Source organism: Nocardia sp. NPDC057272 (genome assembly GCF_042668615.1).
Lineage (GTDB): Bacteria > Actinomycetota > Actinomycetes > Mycobacteriales > Mycobacteriaceae > Nocardia.
In genome coordinates, this window is the sequence record NZ_JBHUYK010000002.1 from 241,230 (window position 1) to 257,613 (window position 16,384).

Here is a 16,384-nt window from a genome sequence, read left to right on the forward strand (position 1 = left end):
TCACGGTCGGTGCCATGTGGCCGGTAGGACGATCGTGGCGACGAAGACATTGCGCAGGTGTAGGTCGACCGGCAGGTCCGCGACGTCCGAGCCGGGAAGATTCTCGGTCTCCCGCAAGCGCAACCGCAGATGGCCGCTCTCGTGCGGCAGCGGCAGCGGGGGGATCTGGCCGTCGGCCGTGCGCTCGACGGCGTGTCCCGGCACCGGCCGCCACGCCGGGACCTCCGGTGACTCGGCGGGATCGGTGACCACGGCATCGACCGAGCCGGGCGTGTGCCGGCCAGGGCAGGATTCGAGCAACACCGTCAGCCGATTGAGTGGATTCGGTGACGTGCCGGTCACCGTGACCCGCAGGTCGGACCCTGATCGTTCGACGACGACCTTCCGATCGGGCAACAGCGGCACGCTCTCGGCGACGACGAGCGGCGACAGGCTCATCCCGTCCAGGCTCCTGTGTTGATAGCGGGCAACCACCAGACGCACGAACGGGTTGTAGGACCGCTCCCCTGCCGGTGCGGCGATGTCCACGTCCGCGAACCAACGGTCACCGCCGGGAGAAACCGGATGTGGGGCGATCGTGACCGCCTCGCCCAGCTCCGGCACGAAAACCGCGACCTGCCCCGTCGACGCGGGAAACCACGCGGCGGGCGGGAACGGCCGGGTCGCCGGTGTGCCGAACAGCGGATCACGTCCCATCCGGCTCACGGACTCGCGCACGGCGGGCGACGGGTCAGCGCTCGGCGCGAGCACCACCGCCAACTGCTCACCATCACCGGTCTCGTACCAGGGGCGTGCCACCTCCACGCGCAATCGCCCACTGTCCCTGGTGAGTTCGATCCGATCGGCACCGATCCGTTCGTTGCGCCAGCCGAACGCCGGCACGACACCGAGCACCACCGGCGCTGTCGGGCGCGCACAGGAGGGAACGACGACGGGCGCCTGCGTGCGGCCGACAGCGAAGGCGGACTCGGGTTCACCGGCTTTGAAGTACTGCCGAAACCGGCTGACCGCGGTGAGGGTGTAGTCGATGACGCGGTGTCTGGTGTCGCCGAATTCGTGTCGAATCCGCACCTGCGGTTGTTCACCGGGCGCGATCGTCTGGCTGTGCAGGTGCGCGATCTGTACCGCGCGCCGGGTGGCGGTGGCTTCGGGTCCGGTGTCGCTGATCTCGGTCCACGCCGCGGCGACCTCGAGGCGTCCGGTGCTGTCGGGGTCGAGGCCTGCATCGGCGCCCACGGGCGGGAACGTCGGCGTGAGCAACACCGTCGGATCGTGCGCACCGCGCACGACAGCGGTCGCGGGCAGTGCCCACAGTGGTTGGCGCAGTGGACGTTTGACGGCATGCACCACTGTGACCCGGATCGGTGGGGTGACCGCCGGATTGCGGCCGACCTTGGTGCTGTCCGGTGAGATCGCCGCTTCCCCCGCGCCGCCACCGGCGAGGAAGTCGCTGATGGCCAGGTGGTTGGACAGCTCACCGTTGAGGGTGGAGCTCAGCTCGATCGTCGCTTCCTTACCCTTGGCCAGCGCGACGATGAGCACGGTGCCGCTCCACCGCACGGAAATCGTCCGGTCGCCGGACTGTTCGTGCAGCTCCAGGGTTTTGGAGGCGAAGTCCGGCCAGCCCGGAGCCCACGCGCTGTGGTCGCCGATGGGCACGGCGAGGCCCGCCTGACCCGCGCGCACGTGTGCCTGCACGCCGCTGGACACCGGGTCGGGCAGGCCCGAGCCACTGCCGTCGGCGTCCATCGCGCGCTGTGCCAGCCGGAACGACTCCTCATCGGTGAGTTTGTCGAGTACGCGGTGTTGTTCGATCAGGGAGAACGGTGCGGTCGGCGGACGTAGGACGCGCGCGTCGACCACGGGGTAATCCGGGTCGGTAGCGCTGATCTGACCGACGGTGCGGTCGAAGTCGCTGCGGATCACCAGACGCACGATCGCCGCGCCCGGCGCGAGTACCGCGGGTCCGTGTACCTCGGGTGGCGGTACCGGGTCGTGGCGCAGGTAGCTCACGCCGGTGCTGGCGACTGTCGCGTCGGCGAGTTCGGCGGCGGTGAGCCCGCCACCGGCCATATCCGCGATCCGCACCCGCATCTGATACAGATCGGCGAACCGTAGCGCGGGCAGGCTCCGCGGCGGGACGGTGAAGGCCCAGCGGAAGTCGAACGGCATGGGCTGGGCGGGATTTCGGGCCGGGCCCGCGGTGTCGCCGCGCAGATTCGGTAAGGGCAGCGCCAGACTCCAGCCGTCCCACCGGACAACGACCTCATCGGCACGCAACTGCCCGTCGGCGCCGCGGACCGCGGCGAACGGCTTGACGTGGCCTTCTTCGCGCCCGGACACGATGTCGACGCCGTTGACGCGATAGTCGGCGTCGCGTTCGCACAGCGACAGCCACGGGGTTCCCTCGCGACGGATGTCCACGCGGTAGCCGAGCACGAGGTCTTCGGCCGAGAACACGGCATCACCGATCGCCCTGGCTCGTCGCCCCGCACCGCTGCGTGCCGCGAACTCCCGGGCGCGCCCGGGCCGGATCAGCGAGATCCCGCTGGTTCGGACCGGTGGCATGGTGGCGTTCTCGGGCGGGTTCAGCGCGAAATCGTGTGCCGCCTGCCGGAAACCGTCCGCACCGCCGTCGATGTCGAAGGTCGCGATGGCCCACCGTCGCGCCGCGGCAGGGGCGCCGGGGTCGGTGAGTGAGGCGGAGTCGGACAGGTCGAGCAAGCCCGCCCGGATGCCCGAGGAGCCCTCGGCCATCGGCGCGGGCCGGAAGCTCGTCGGCGTGAGTTCGTAGCGCGTCCACGGAGAACTGACGAGGTTGCGCAGAAACGGCGGATCGGTACACCTCACACTCAATTGCGCAGTACCGGCATCCAGATCCGCAGCCTCGCAACGCAGCTCGAAGATCAACCCCAGTTCGAGCAGGACCGCAGGATGTTCGCGCAGGTTCGAGACCGTCCGGTGGAAATCGGCGACGACCGGTGGCGGCGGTGCGATCTCGTCGGGGACCGGGGGCGTCGCGGCACCGTTCCACCGCGCGATCTGGTCTCGGACGGCGGCCTCGGTCTCTTCCGGTGACCGTTCGGCCCCGGTGCGGGTGACGGTGCGCAGGGTGGCGGCGACTTTTCGTGCCGTGTTCGACGTGTCGGAGACTCGCGGTGGCTGTACCGTCCGGTCTTCCCACTGCCGCACGAAACCGGCGTCACCGCCGAAGAATTCGGTCCACAGCGACGATTTCGCCCGGGCGACGAGACGCGGCGATCGACCGATCACCCGCTCCCCCGCCCCGGTGCGTACCCGCAGCTGGAAACCCACCTGGTCGGTCAGGATGGACGGCCAGTCCGTCAGCCCGAAATCGCTCAGCATGCCTTCCGACAGCCGCGGCACCACCAGCACCCGCAGCGACAGCTCGGTGCCGTCGCGGCCGTCGGGCACTGCGACCCACAGGATCTCGCTCATCGCTCGCCCACGTCGTATACCCGCGCGACATCGTCGGTGCAGGCGCCCACGATGATCCGGCGATCGCCACCGGAGGCCAAGTGGCTCATCGGCATCGGGTGCAGGAAGCGATCGATCTCGCGTCCGGTGACGGGGTCGACAACCGCCACCACCGAGTCGTCGACGGACACCACCAGTTCACCACTCGTGGCGAACACCAGGTCGTTGACAGCGGCTCTGGCCGGGATCCGCTGCACCAGGACCCGCTGATCGCCCTCGATACGCCAGATGTCGACCGTGTGGGCGGTGCCCGCCGTGGCGAGCAGGCCGCCGTCCGCCGACAATGCCAGGACCGCCACCGGCCCCGGGTGCTCGATGCGCCATCGCCGCTGTCCGGTCATCGCATCGATCGCCACGGTGCTGCCGTCGTCACTGGCTGTGACCACCATCCCGTCACCGACTCGCAGCGCCCGGATCTTGGCGTCGTGTTCGAACGGCGGATGCAGTTCCTCGCCGGTCGCCGTGGACAGGATGCGAACCTTGCGATCCAGCGCCGCGGTCGCGACCCAGGCGCCGCCCGGACCGATCGCGATGTGGGTGACAGCCAGCGGGTGCAGACGCGTCCAGAGTGCGACCACGTTCTCGGGGTCGGCGCCGGGCACCCGGTCGAACAGCCGTGCGTTGCGGTCGGCGCTCGCACTCGCCACCCGGGTTCCGTTGTCGCTGAAGGTGACCGCGTTGACCGGGCCGTTGTGGCGCGCGGTCCAGCGCGCGCCGGTCAGGGTGTCGAAGTGGCGCAGCCTGCCGTCGCTGCTGCCGGTGACGACGCTGTGTCCGTCGGGGCTGACCGCGACGGCGCCGATCGGGCCGGGATGCACGCGTTCGAGCATGAGCTCACCGCTGGTCGCGCGGAAGACGACGAGCCGGGATTCGGCGGCGGCCGCGACGATTGCGGCGGCGCCGTCGCTCGCGGCGACAGCGGCGATGCGGGCCTGGCAATCGCGCCGTGAGCGTGCGGGTGTACCGAGTTCGTACACGCGAACACTGGTTTCGCCGCCCGCGATCACCCGTGCGCCGTCTCCGGTCACCGCCAGGTGGGCGACGTCGCGTCCGGGATCGGACCAGACCACCGCCTCGCCGTGCGCCTCGACGACACTGATGCCCGCGCCTTGCGGCACCGGCGGCACTGCCACGTTGACGACCAGTTGCGCACCCCCGGAAAGGAATTCGCTCGCGAAGGGCAGCCCGTTCGACGGTGTGGGCAGCCGGCGCCGCACACTGCCGTCGACCACCGCCAGCACGGCCACATCCTGGTTCCCGACCCGCACCAGCGTGGTGCGGTCGGGGCCGAAGACGAGCGTGTCGAACCAGAGGTTGGCGTTCGCCAATTCGGGCACGTCGATCGCCCCGCGCTGGATGGGTGCCCCGTCGGCGTCGGTCTGGAACTCGTAGGTCACGATCTCCGCCCACCCGGCGCTGGCGACGAGCACCGCGTCGCCGTCGTTGGTGAACACCGCGGCAGACGGAATGTTCTGGTGGTCGCCCAACTCCCACCTCGGCGCGCCCGTGCGCGCGTCGACCAAGGACGGGCACCCGGTACACAGCAGTGTGGAGTCGCGACGGAATCGGGGGCGCGACAACGCACTTTGCAGTTCATACCGCAGCGCCCCGGTGGCCGCATCGAGCACGAAGACGTGCGCCGATTCGCCGGCGCCCTGATCGCGGACGCCGACAACGCCCAGGTGTGTCCCGTCCGGGCCGAACTCGAGGAAGCCGCCGCCGCCGATCGTCCAGATCTGCTCGCCGGTCGCGCTGCGCAGCAGTGAGATGCGCAGCTGCGAGTCCGGGCCCTGTGTCGAGACCGCGACCGTGGCGCCGTCGGGGGCGAAGACAGCGTCGAAGCAGGCCAGTCCCGGCAGGGTCCAGGCAGGCCTGCCGACAGCAGCGTCGATCACGCTCAGGCCGAGCACCGCACCGTTGCCGATCCCCACCGACCACAACGTGCCCGCGAAGATCCACTGTCCGTCGTGGCTAGTGGCCACCCGCCCGACCCCATGGGCCAGCTCGGCATCGAGCACCACCCGGAAGAATTCGGATTCGTCCATCACCCTCGCCCCACTCCCGCGAACGCGGCCCGGTACTCGAGCCACTGCGCCATTGCCGTATCCCGATCGCGCAGCGCGGGGCGGCGCGCCGCCCCGCCCGCGAGCACCCATTCACCGCTGTCGAGTTCGACGCTGTCCGACCAGAGCGTGAGGTCGACCTCGATGACCAGCGTCGCCCGGCCCACGAGCGCGTTGCGCTCGGGCCGGTAGGTCAGCGACAGGCACAGCTCGACCGACACGCTGAGCAGCCCGAGCACTTCGACGCAGCCACCGATGCGCAGATAGCCGCACAGTGTCACGGCGCCGCCGCGTTCGAGGGTGAACCGAACTCCACCGAGCGCGTGCACTTCGCCCGAGGCGACGACGAAATCGACCGCGAGGAAGGCCCCGAATTCCAAGGCCGCCTCGAGGCGGCGCAGTCCGTCGCGATCGAGCTCGATCTCGAGATAGCCGCCTCCGCCGAACATCATCACGCTGAGCTGGAACGGGCTGAGCCGACTGGCGAAGCCGAAGGTGAAGCTGACGGGGTCGCCATCGAAGGGGATGTCGATGGCCGCGGTGAGGGCGATGTTGCGCAGGACGAACGCGCCCGCGGTGACCGGCGGCAGTGGCACCGCGTAGCGCACCGCGATGCCGCGGGTGGTGATGTCGAGCAGCTTGCCGGTGTCGCCGAGCCGCACCAGGTCCTGGAGTTCCTTCAGCAGGGTCAGCTGGCCGACGAATTCGACACCGATCCCGTCGACGGTGACATCGGGTGCCGATCCCCCGCGCTGGGTGACGGTCAGGGCCGCGAAACTCAGGCGCAGCACCCGCTGCCGCCCCGGCGGCAGCTCGAGACTGAAATCCTTGACCGAGCAGAGGGTTTCGTTCTTGTCGGGCGAGGCGACAACGGTGAGATCGAGCCGGGTGCCGGGCCGGGCCACGAACGTGCCCGTCGATCGGAGGGCGACATCGCGCCACTGCATCCTGACCTCCGGCGCCGCACCGGCCCGGGGCACCGCGGTGATCTCCGGCGGCAGGCGCAACTGGGTCACCAGTGTCTTCAGTGGAAAGCCCAGTAGCGCGGCCTGATCCGACGGGAACAGCGCGGCGGGGTCGATCAACCCGGTCGCAGGATGCGGCAGGGCTCCCAGACTCACCGGTCCGAGAGTCCGCGAGATGGCGTCGGCGACGTACTTCGGGGCGACCAGGCCACCCGATCGTCCGGCGTCGCGGGCGAAGTCGATCTCGCGGGTCTGGTTCGACACCATCTCCATCAGCACATCGGCGGCGCCGTCGCGCAAGTATTTCTCCGACAGCCGCACCGAGGTGGACCGGTCGTCGCCGCGCAACACCCGCAACGCGGGCAACGCGATCTCGAGCTGGTCGAGGCCCGCCCGGTATCCGTCGGCGAGCGACTGGTTCGCGATGCCCGCGATCGTCACCCCGTGCACTTCGTGGATATCGCTACGGGCACGCCCACCCGTGCCCGCGATGTCGATCGGCGTCGGAGCGCACGCCACCGCTTCCGTGCCGTAGTCGCGCGAAAGGCGCTCGGCCAGACCGCGGTCGGTGAGCGAGGTCGCCGCACCGACGGCGATCTCGGCGACGAAGAACAGCGGCAGCCCGAAGGCGACCACGCCGGTGCCGGTCGTGCACCGAATCGGGAACAGCACCGGCGTACCGGCGGTGGTGGTGGGCCGGAAATGGGTGGACTGTTCGCCGATGCCAGGCAGTGCGGTCCGCTGCCAGCCCGCACCGGGAACCGCGGAATTCGGCGAGGCGAGATCGGTGAATGTCGTCTGCTCGATCTCGATGTCGCCGAGCGGGAATCGGCGGCGCAACCCCGGGTCGTCGGGCGGGCGGCGCACCGGCTCGACCACGGTGAGCACGCCGATCCTGCGCAGCACCGCCGCCCCGCCCGCCGTGGCGTCGAATTCCCTGGTGACGACCTCGAGGTATTCGGCCCGATGGCCCAGCGGATACAGCACACCCTCGAAGCGCGCGCGGACCAGCATGTCGCGGCCGAGCACGGTGCGCTGCTCCCACTCGAACGCCGCCCAGCTTCCTCGCGCGTGCAGGGTCGCGCCGAGAGCGCTGAGCTCGAGCCGGGCGGTGGTAGCCGGGCGCGCGGCCGTCTCCGCCACGAGTCGTGTGCGGACCGCACGCGGCACCCCGATCGTGTTGTTCGGCGCCGCCGGTCCGAAGTCGGGATCGGGGGTGTTCGCGATACCGTGCTCGACGACCCGGACGGTCAGGTGCGCATCCGTCAGCGCGGCGACAGCGGGCATTTCGGCATCGACGAGCCGGGTTCGCCACATCGCCTGCGCACCGGTCGTCGAGGCAGCTGAGTTGTGCCTGCACACGACCGCGCCATCGGCGGTACCCGCACCCGGCACCAGGATCGTGCGCCACGGGATCTCGAGCGCGGTGTCCTGCGCCGATGCCACCGCGAGCGGAACACCACTCGTCGCCTCCAGGATCCCGTTCGCCGTCAACGGGATTCGGCGACCTGCGGCGATGATGGCGACAACCCGGCTCGGGCCGGCGAGCATTCCGCGCCACCCGGGCACCACCGTTCCGGTCGTGCCCGCCGCCAGGGCGAGCGGCGCGGGTGACCGCGGGGGCGAGCACTCCTCGCCGACGTGCTGCGGGGGAAACCAGAGCGTGAGCCGCGCGCGCTCCCCCGCGATGAGCACACCGGTCCCGTCGGTGGTGAAGCCCGACCAGCGAACCCCGATCACCAGGTGGTCCGCCGGTCGGACCAGCAACGCGTCGCTCATCTGCCCTCGCCTCTCCTCACGCCGGCACGTCGGCTCAGTCGACCGCCGCTGCCGCGGTCTCGCTGCGCCCACGCGACGCGGCACGCGGATCGTCCTCGGGCGCAGCCCCGTCCTGCCGGAAGGTCACCGAGACCACCGCGCCCGGATCGGACACCTCCAGACCCAGGAAGGTCTGGTACAGGTCGACGCCGGTGTACTGACCACCCGGTGCGCCACCGATGATCTCGACCAGCGCGAGATGCAGGTGCGGGGGAATTCCGCCGAAGCCGAACACGGTGCCGAGGAAATCGCCACGCGAGATCGTCGATCCCGGACCGATGCCGGCCGGAACATCGGCCAGGTGCGTGTAGAAGGCACCCATCATGTCGTTGTGCGCGCGCACGAAGATCTGTGCGCCGTAGACCTTTCCGCTGTCCGTGGCGGGATCGTGCGGGTGGAACCGGGTGATGTGACCGTCGAACGCCGCGAACACCGGGGTGCCCGCGAGCCCACCCAGATCCATGCCGTACTCCACGTACCAATTCGGGCCCTGGTGGCCACCCTGATGCGGGCCGCCGAGTCCACTGGTGAACCCCGAGGGATCGACCGGCGCCGAGAAGTCGATCGTGAACGCGCCCCGTGAACGGGCGAGTGCCCGCGGACGGGCGACGCGGCGGAACAGCGGCAGTTCGGCGGCGATCTCCGGCGGCACCTCCTCGGAGTCCCAGGCGAGGCTCGCGCCGGGGACCGCGCCTTCGATCTCCTGGATCTTGTCCTGCACGACCCGCATCTGATCGTCGTCGAGATCGCCGATCCGGGTGTCGACGCTGATTCCGAGCTCGTCGGCGACGGAATTGGCATAGGTGACCGGGTCGTTGCCGTCGGACGCGGGCGCGTAGCGAGCGAATGCCTTCAGAATGGACAGGTCTCGATAGGAGGCCGATCGCAGCAATTGCGCGATCGCGAAGTATCCGTCACCCCAGGTGGGGAAGATCAAGAAGTTGTGCCAGTTGAACTTGCCGGGGTACTGCCCGAAGTCCGGGCCTCCCGCCACCCCGGTGATATTGCCCGGATTGTTGTTCAGCCACGCGAAACTGCCCTCGTGGTTGCGCATATGCGGTCTGCCACGGGCGATTTCGTCGGCGTGGATCACAAAGTTGAAGATCTCCTTGCCGTGGCCGCCGTAATCGGTGGGGTCGTGCGGATTCGTGCCGGGAAACCAGGTGGCCCGCGGAATGTTCTTGTCCAACGACATTCTGCCGTTCCAGTACCAGACGTGGTCGCCGAGTTCGAGTGTCATCATCCACCTACCTGTGTCGAGTGTCTTGTGTGCGAATCGTGTTGTGGCTCAGGAGGACAGCGTGTGTCCGATCGTGGCCGCCACCGCGGCGTGGGCGAGGTATTCGGCGATGTCGTGTGCCCGCTCCTTGGGGTTCTCGACCGGGAGATCGCGCAGATCCGGCCCCCAGGCCTGACGCAGTGGGCAGCCGATGGCGATCGGATCGCCGGCGTACCAGGTGTTGAGCCATTCACCGACCCGCTCGGGCCTGCTCGGCCCGCCCGTCAGCAGCTTGCGATACACCCCGTCCAATCCGAGCGGGCTGCCCGCCGTCACCAGCAGTCGCACGTTCAGTTCGCGGGGCAGCTGGGTGAGCAGATCCATCGCGACCACGGTGCCGAGACTGTGGCTGACCAGGATCAGTTCTCCCTCGGTGGGCGCATCGGTGAGCACCGTGTCCAGCACACTCTTGCGGACCCGTTCGTCGTCGAGATAGGCGGCGACGTCTTTGAAGATGGCGCCGATGAGCGCGGAATCGAGGCCACTGCGGGCGGCGATCCAGCTGAGCTGGTCGTGCAACCGCCCCAGCACCACCGCACCGAACCCGCCGAAGAGCTCGCGCGCTTGGGGGTCGGCGGGTAGGTCACCGGCGTCCGGCATCCCGGCTCGGCGCGCAGCCTCGGCGACCAGGCTCTCGTAGAGTGCCGGACCGGAGTCGACGGCCTCGCGGGTGTCCATGCTCTCGACGAGCTGGTCACCGTAGAAGGGGAAGTACACATCGGCGGGGTCGATGGGGCTCAGGCCGGCGAGGGTGAGTCCCTTGTTCAAACCCGCTGTCCAGTTGCGGCGCAGTTCGACCGGGTCGCGGCCCTGTTGTCCGCGTCCGTGCAGGAACAGCACGCTGCGTCGACCACCGAACGCGGTCGACCGACCACGCAGGCCGCGCACCAGGCTTTCGGGGGCCGACCCCCGTGGCGGCACCGGCAGTGCCGTCGCCGCCTCGCTCGGTGCGACCGCCGCGAGCCCGAGTTCGTCGAGCAGGGCGCGCTGGGCCGGATCGAACTGCCGCGATCCGAGATCGTGCAACAGCACGCTCACCCGAACGCCCTCGTTGGCGATCCAGTCGATCGCGTCGTCGCCGTCCCCGGACTGCCACAGTTTGCCGTCCTTGCGCAGCACCCGGCCTTTGTCGTCCTTCTTCGGGACTCCGGCGTGATGCAGCGCCACGATCTCCCACTGATCGTTGAAGACCGGCGAGCCCGAATTCCCCGGTTCGGTGTCGGAGGCGTAGTGCAGGAAGTCGTCGAGTTGCAGGTCGAGGCGGTTGTGCCGGATCGAGATCTCCTTGAGCCGGCCCGAGGGGTGCCCGACGACGTTCATCGCCTCACCGATCACGATCTTGCCGGGCTTGGCGATCAGCGGATTCCAGCCGAAGGTGACGCCGGGCGCCACGCCGTCGGGCCCTGGCGCCACCCGCACCACGGTGTAATCGAGGTGTTTGTCGGTCACGAAGAAGTCGTCGGGGGCCAGGCGGTAGCGCACGGTGGGGTTCGGGACGTTGTCGATGTCGACCTCGGCCCGGAACTCGACCACCACCGACTCGGCCGCCCCCCGCGTCGGCAGCACATGATTGTTGGTGAGCAGCAGTTGCGGCGACACCATCGAACCGGTACCCATCGGCACCTCACGGCCGTTGTCGGCCAACGAGATGCGCGCCACCGCCGCGGCGGCCCGAGCACCGCGGGTCAGGAAGTTCGCGGCCTGCAACTCGTTGGCGAAGCCGATGACCCGTTCGAGCGAGCGGATGCTGTCGACCGGGTCCTGCCTGCCGAGTTCGATCACCGCCTGCGCGGGGACTTCGCCGGTGACGAGCAGCCGGTCGGCGCGGGCGAGAATCTGTTCCTTGGTGTCGACGACATCGGACTCGGTCACCGCCCGCAGGCGGGTCACCTCATCGCGTTGCGCCTCGGTATCGTCGAATCGCTGCGATGCGGCGTCCATCTGTTCGTGCCATGCGGTGGTACGAGCGTCGCTCTCGGTATCCATGGGTCACCTCGCCCGGAGAATGTGTGCTGGGGTATTCAGCGTGGGCGCGTGCGCGGTGCCGATCACGAGTAGTGGACCACTCGACTTCACCGCGCGGGCACCTGCGCGATGTCACGGATAGATCGTGTGGGCGGCGTTCACATCGCCGGCCGACAACGCGGAGCGCTGGCCCATCGTCACGCCGGGCGGTACGGGCACGCGCGCGAGGATCGTCGCCTGCCCGGTGGTGCTGAACGCCGTCGCGGGGTAGTGCATGATCGAGCCGAAGTCGTAGCCGCCGACGTCGTCACCGTCGGTGATGTGCTGATCGAAGTTGTGCCGGTGCGCCGGGTCGACCCGGTCGAGCCGCACCGCGATGAAGTTGCCCCGGTCCTCCCGGCTCTGCTCGTGCCAGAGTCCGAGCGCGTGCCCCATCTCGTGGACCACGGTGCCCACGGGCGCGGAAGGGGCGAGTTCGATCGTCTGCCGTCCGCCTCGCCGCCCGACCGGCGACCGGCTCGACGTGCTGGGCACGAACCGTACGAAGTCGCCGTGGGCGCCGGTACGCGGGACGAACCGGATCCTGGTGCGTGAGTTCCAGTGCGCGACCGCGTCGACGACCCGCTGCGGTGCGGGCAGGGCCGGGTCGACCTCGAAGGGGACCACGGCATTCGGCCAGCGGAACACCGCACCGGAGATCACCACGCCTTCCTGTCGACGGCGGGCATCGATCTCGTCGAGGGTGCCGAGCACGATGTCGCCCTCGAAGATCGCGAGGTCGTCGACCGCCGCGTAGCGCAGTTCGCGCACCCCGTGCGCGACGCTGCCGATCAGCACGGAGCCCGCCTCCGGGCCGGAATGGAATTCGCCGGTGTCGTCGGTGTCGATGACCGGTCGGAGAGTGTCGTCGATGATCATGGCGGTCGTGCTTCCTGTGTCGGAGCCGACGACGGCGGGATCCGTCGCCTGTCCTGGAAAGCGTGGTCCGCTGACCTGCCGGCGCGCGTGAGTAGCGCGCTACCCGATCACGCGGACGCGATCGCGTCACCTCGCCACTATCGATCGCCGGGCAACGAGCTCATCAGCCTCGGGTTCCACACGGTCACCGGGTCGGACCCGGACCCGGTCCGTGCGAGGGAGTGGTCAGACCTGATGGCACGCGTGCGGGACGCGGACCGGCACTGACTACGCTGACACCAGCCCGGCATACGCAGACAGGGCAGGCACGTGCACCGACCCGCGAGGAGAACTACCCATGTGGCCGTCCGACTGGCCTACGTCAGCCCGCGCGATCGCGACCGCCGTCGAGGCCGCCGTCAGCGCGGCGAGGGCCGCCGACGAAGCCGGGTTCGGCGCGACCACGGCGGATCTGTCCGAACTCCCCGCCGACCAGGTCACCTCGGTGCTGGCGGCGATCGTTCGGGACCTGCTCGAGATCGCGCATCCGGATGGTCTCACCGGTGACGATGTGCGCGCCGTGCTGGAATCGGTGGTCCGCCGATCGGCGACGTGGCTGCCCCGACTCGACGCCGCCGCGGTCTTCAGCGCGCTCGCCGGGGCACTCGGGATCGACGAGTCGGCCGAGCCCGACCGGGCGTGGAACAACCCCCAACCCGCGGCGGTCCTCCTGATCGAGTATCTGGCCGATCTCGCCCGGACACCCCCGGGTGATGCCGTTCAGCGCGCGATCAACGAGATCGCCAGGGCCGAAACCGTCGAAATGCCCTGAGCTGCTTCACTCCTCGTCGAGCAGCCGCCGGATCTCGGCGCGCAGGACGGCTGCCACACGGTCGGCGGGCAGGGGCGGCAGACCCGCTTCGATCAGAGCGGCCGCGACATTGAGCGTCGCCTCCTCGACGAGGTCGGCGGTGGGGATCTCGGGTGTTCGGGCGGAACGGGCGTCGGCCCACGCCGATTCGGTCGCGGCGACGGTGTTGTCCAGCGCGGTGTCGTCGGTGCCGGAGTTCATGGCCTCGGGCAGGTCGCGGCGCACACGGCGACGAACGGCGACACCGATGCGCTGCGCGAGGGTCTGAGTGGCGGACTGAGACCCTTCCTTGATCGCCTCGGCGATGCCGTCGGCCACGTTCTTGAGCAGCCACAGGCCGACCACGGCCGCCAGGGTGGCAGGGTCGAAGCGCACCTCCCCCGACGGTTGCAGGCGGGGCAGGTCGGCGGCCAGTTCGTCCGCGATCGCCGCGGCCGAAGCCTCGAGGTCACTCATGTATCGCCTTTCGTTGCCGGAAGCAGGTGGGCCCGAGCGGATTTGGGGCGGCGCAGCGCTGTCTCGCCGTCGAGCAGGATACGCCGGACCCGACGCTGGTCGCCGGCGGCGACGGCCGCGGCGATCAGGCGGCGTTCCTGATCGAATCCCACGTCGTCGAGGTCGAGCCACTGATGGAACATCCCGTCGACGACACGGACGGCCCACTCGTCGGCGACCTGATGGGTGCGCGTGTGCGCCTCGTCCCCGGTGGTCGAGGCGAGCGTCGCTGCGACTGTTCGCGCGGCGTGCATATACGGGTAGGTGTCGTAGAGCGCTTTGGCGAATCCACCGCGGTCGTAGGTCGGCTGGTGGACGGCGATGTCGCGCATCTGCTCGCCGCAGTCGAGGAAGCCCTCGGCCAGCTGCTCCACGATTTCCTCATAGCCGTCGCGGATCGCTCGTTCGACAAGCGGTGTGATCGGTTGGCCGGCAGTGAAATTCGCGTCCGCGTACGCGAGTTGCCGAGCCCACAGCCCGATGCCGGTGAGCGGGTCTGCGGTGTGGGCGATGGCCCCGGCGAGCATGATCGCGGTCAGCGCGTCGGCGGCGGTGGCGCCGTCGACCAGACCGAGTTCGCGCTGTTCCCAGACCGCACCGACCAATCGATGCTCCTGCGCGGTGACGACCTCGAGTGGGTCCATACCTGCACGGGCGAGCTCGCCCAGGCGCAAATCGCGGATGAGGGTGAGCAATCCGGCCCGCAGCGGCGATCGCGCGCCGGGGGCGGTGATCGCGACCGCGTTGCCGATGAACCGCTGTAGCGGCGCGAGCCGGACATCGGATACCTGACACGCGCGAGGTGCCAACGCGGCGAGCCGATCTCGCGCGGGCGTTCGCGCCAGGTCCACGTCCAGCGTGCGCCAGTGCGCGGCTTCCGGCGGCGGCGCGTCGTGCAGGCGCCCGGACAGGTCCGAGCGCACCTGCGCCCAGCCCTCGCGTACCCGCCCGTCACGGTCGAGGTGTCGCAGATGCGCGGACAGGTTCTCTACGCCACGTTCGGGGTCCTCCGAGACAGCGGCCAGGTCGGCGTCGGCGGTGCGCGAATACTGTTCCAGCAGTTGCACATTGGCGTCGATGTAGATCGGATCAGCGCCGATCAGCGCGCACGCCAACAGCATTGCCTCGTCGAAGCAGTCGGCGTCGCTTGACGGCAGCATCCACATGTCGAGGCCCCCTCTCGCCGGGTGAATCTCCTCGAATGTAACCGAGTTCGCCGATCGAGTGTGTTGCTCGGCCACGGCGCGCGGCCCACCGGAGCCGACCCGCCGTCGAGATACCCCGCGTGCGCGTTCCGGTGCCGGGCGGGTCAGCGGCCCGCCGCGGTGAGCCGGTAGTCCGCTTCGAGCAGCATCCATGCGCTCAGCTGCACCGAGAGGTCCCGGCTCAGGTTCGCCGACGATGCCGCGGACGCGTCCGCCAGCTGGAGAAAGGTCCCCGGATGCTCGGGCACCGTGACCGGGCGGGTCCAGTCCGCACCGAACAGCGGCAGCCCGTTCACCTCAGCACGGTTATCCCAGGCCGCCCGGGCGGAGGCGTGCACGATATTCGCCGCGGTCGTGTTGTCCAGCGACAGTGCGGCTTCGGCGAGAAAACGCGCGAGGATTCCCATGAAGAGCCCGGAATCGTTTCCGGCGGCGGCGACGATCACTCCCGCGGCGGTGAGCCGCTGCTCGACCGCGGCGATCACCGCGGCAGCACGGTGGCGATGAACCGATTCGCCTGTGCGCAGCGCCAATTCGGCTTCCAGTCCGATGGCCACACCCTGGCAGTAGGTGTGCACGGTGCGGTCCACCTGCCCGCCGGGCTCGTGGACCCCATCGTGGATCAGGCCGGTTTCGGTGTCACGCAATCGCGTGTGCAGGAAATCGGCCAGTTGGCCGGCACGGGAGAGTTCACCGAGGCGCGCCAGCGCGATGCCGGTCGGGCCGATCGCGGGCGTGTTGTAGAAGTCGTCGCCGTTGCGCCATGGCACCGCACCCACATCCGGGTTCCATCCTTCGAGCAAGGCCCCCCGCAGATTCCCGATCGCGTCGCCGAACCGGACGTCGAGCAGTCGCTCGGCACGCTCGAGGGCGATTGCCAACCACCCCATGTCGTCGTAATAGCGGTTGGTCCAACCGGTGATGTTGCGGGCTCGGATACCGCGTGCGAGGGCGACGACCCGATCAACGCGGTCGGGAGTGCTGGTCCGGTGCGCGGCATCGATCGCGCAGTCGAGCAGGTGTGCTTGCCACCAGTAACACCATCGCCCGAGCAAGGACCTTTCGGTCAGGTCCGCGGGCCACGCGAGCACTCCCAGCCGATAGTCGGGCAGACCGAGCAGCGAGTGCACATGCCGCTGCACGATCGCCTGTTCGGCCAGGTCCGCGCGCTCTCCCGGACCGCTGTCGACCGAGCACTTCCGGGTGATCGTGCCCGCCTGTGTCGGCTGCGCCACCGCGGTCAGCGCGATCGCCGCCCCCGCCGCGCACAGCACGCTGCGCCGACTGAACTCGTGGTTCAGGCGATCCATTCGCTCGGACTCCTCCTA

At 69.6% G+C, this 16,384-nt stretch carries 10 protein-coding genes; 1 reads left to right on the forward strand and 9 read right to left on the reverse strand.

Annotation, left to right across the window (positions count from 1 at the left end; translation table 11 throughout):
• The 6 genes from ACFULV_RS04115 to legP all read right to left on the reverse strand — a co-directional run bounded on the left by ACFULV_RS04115 (position 1) and on the right by legP (position 12,506).
• A complete protein-coding gene (locus ACFULV_RS04115) occupies positions 1–3,459 on the reverse strand; it encodes a hypothetical protein (RefSeq protein WP_378652916.1) in 3,459 nt (1,152 codons plus the stop codon).
• Positions 3,456–5,543, reverse strand: coding sequence for a WD40 repeat domain-containing protein (locus tag ACFULV_RS04120; RefSeq protein WP_378652919.1), 2,088 nt, complete (start codon positions 5,541–5,543; stop codon positions 3,456–3,458). Before ACFULV_RS04120 ends, ACFULV_RS04115 begins: the two co-directional genes overlap by 4 nt.
• Positions 5,543–8,305: a hypothetical protein gene (locus ACFULV_RS04125; RefSeq protein WP_378652921.1), complete on the reverse strand. Its 2,763-nt coding sequence runs from the start codon at positions 8,303–8,305 to the stop codon at positions 5,543–5,545. The genes ACFULV_RS04120 and ACFULV_RS04125 overlap by 1 nt, the downstream gene beginning before the upstream one ends.
• Before the next feature lie 34 nt (positions 8,306–8,339).
• Positions 8,340–9,587 carry a peptidoglycan DD-metalloendopeptidase family protein gene (locus tag ACFULV_RS04130; RefSeq protein WP_378652924.1) on the reverse strand — a complete coding sequence of 416 codons (1,248 nt, stop codon included), beginning with the start codon at positions 9,585–9,587 and terminating at the stop codon, positions 8,340–8,342.
• Between the two features lie 45 nt (positions 9,588–9,632).
• Positions 9,633–11,609 (reverse strand): trypsin-like serine peptidase, encoded by a 1,977-nt coding sequence (locus ACFULV_RS04135; RefSeq protein ID WP_378652927.1) that lies wholly within the window; start codon positions 11,607–11,609, stop codon positions 9,633–9,635.
• A gap of 111 nt (positions 11,610–11,720) precedes the next feature.
• The gene (gene legP, locus ACFULV_RS04140) at positions 11,721–12,506 is read right to left on the reverse strand and encodes a Dot/Icm T4SS effector Zinc-dependent metalloprotease LegP (RefSeq protein ID WP_378652929.1); all 786 of its coding nucleotides are present in this window, start codon (positions 12,504–12,506) and stop codon (positions 11,721–11,723) included.
• 337 nt (positions 12,507–12,843) lie between these two features.
• On the opposite strand from legP, the gene ACFULV_RS04145 reads away from it, so the two are divergent.
• The gene (locus tag ACFULV_RS04145) at positions 12,844–13,317 is read left to right on the forward strand and encodes a hypothetical protein (RefSeq protein ID WP_378652931.1); all 474 of its coding nucleotides are present in this window, start codon (positions 12,844–12,846) and stop codon (positions 13,315–13,317) included.
• A 6-nt stretch (positions 13,318–13,323) separates the two neighbouring features.
• On the opposite strand, the gene ACFULV_RS04150 is transcribed toward ACFULV_RS04145, so the two are convergent.
• The 3 genes from ACFULV_RS04150 to ACFULV_RS04160 all read right to left on the reverse strand — a co-directional run bounded on the left by ACFULV_RS04150 (position 13,324) and on the right by ACFULV_RS04160 (position 16,366).
• Positions 13,324–13,812 (reverse strand): hypothetical protein, encoded by a 489-nt coding sequence (locus ACFULV_RS04150; protein ID WP_378652933.1) that lies wholly within the window; start codon positions 13,810–13,812, stop codon positions 13,324–13,326.
• Complete coding sequence (locus ACFULV_RS04155; RefSeq protein ID WP_378652934.1) at positions 13,809–15,011, reverse strand: hypothetical protein; 1,203 nt, start codon at positions 15,009–15,011, stop codon at positions 13,809–13,811. Before ACFULV_RS04155 ends, ACFULV_RS04150 begins: the two co-directional genes overlap by 4 nt.
• A 149-nt stretch (positions 15,012–15,160) precedes the next feature.
• Positions 15,161–16,366, reverse strand: a complete 1,206-nt coding sequence (locus tag ACFULV_RS04160) for a glycoside hydrolase family 76 protein (protein ID WP_378652936.1) — start codon at positions 16,364–16,366, stop codon at positions 15,161–15,163.
• Between the last annotated feature and the right edge of the window lie 18 nt (positions 16,367–16,384).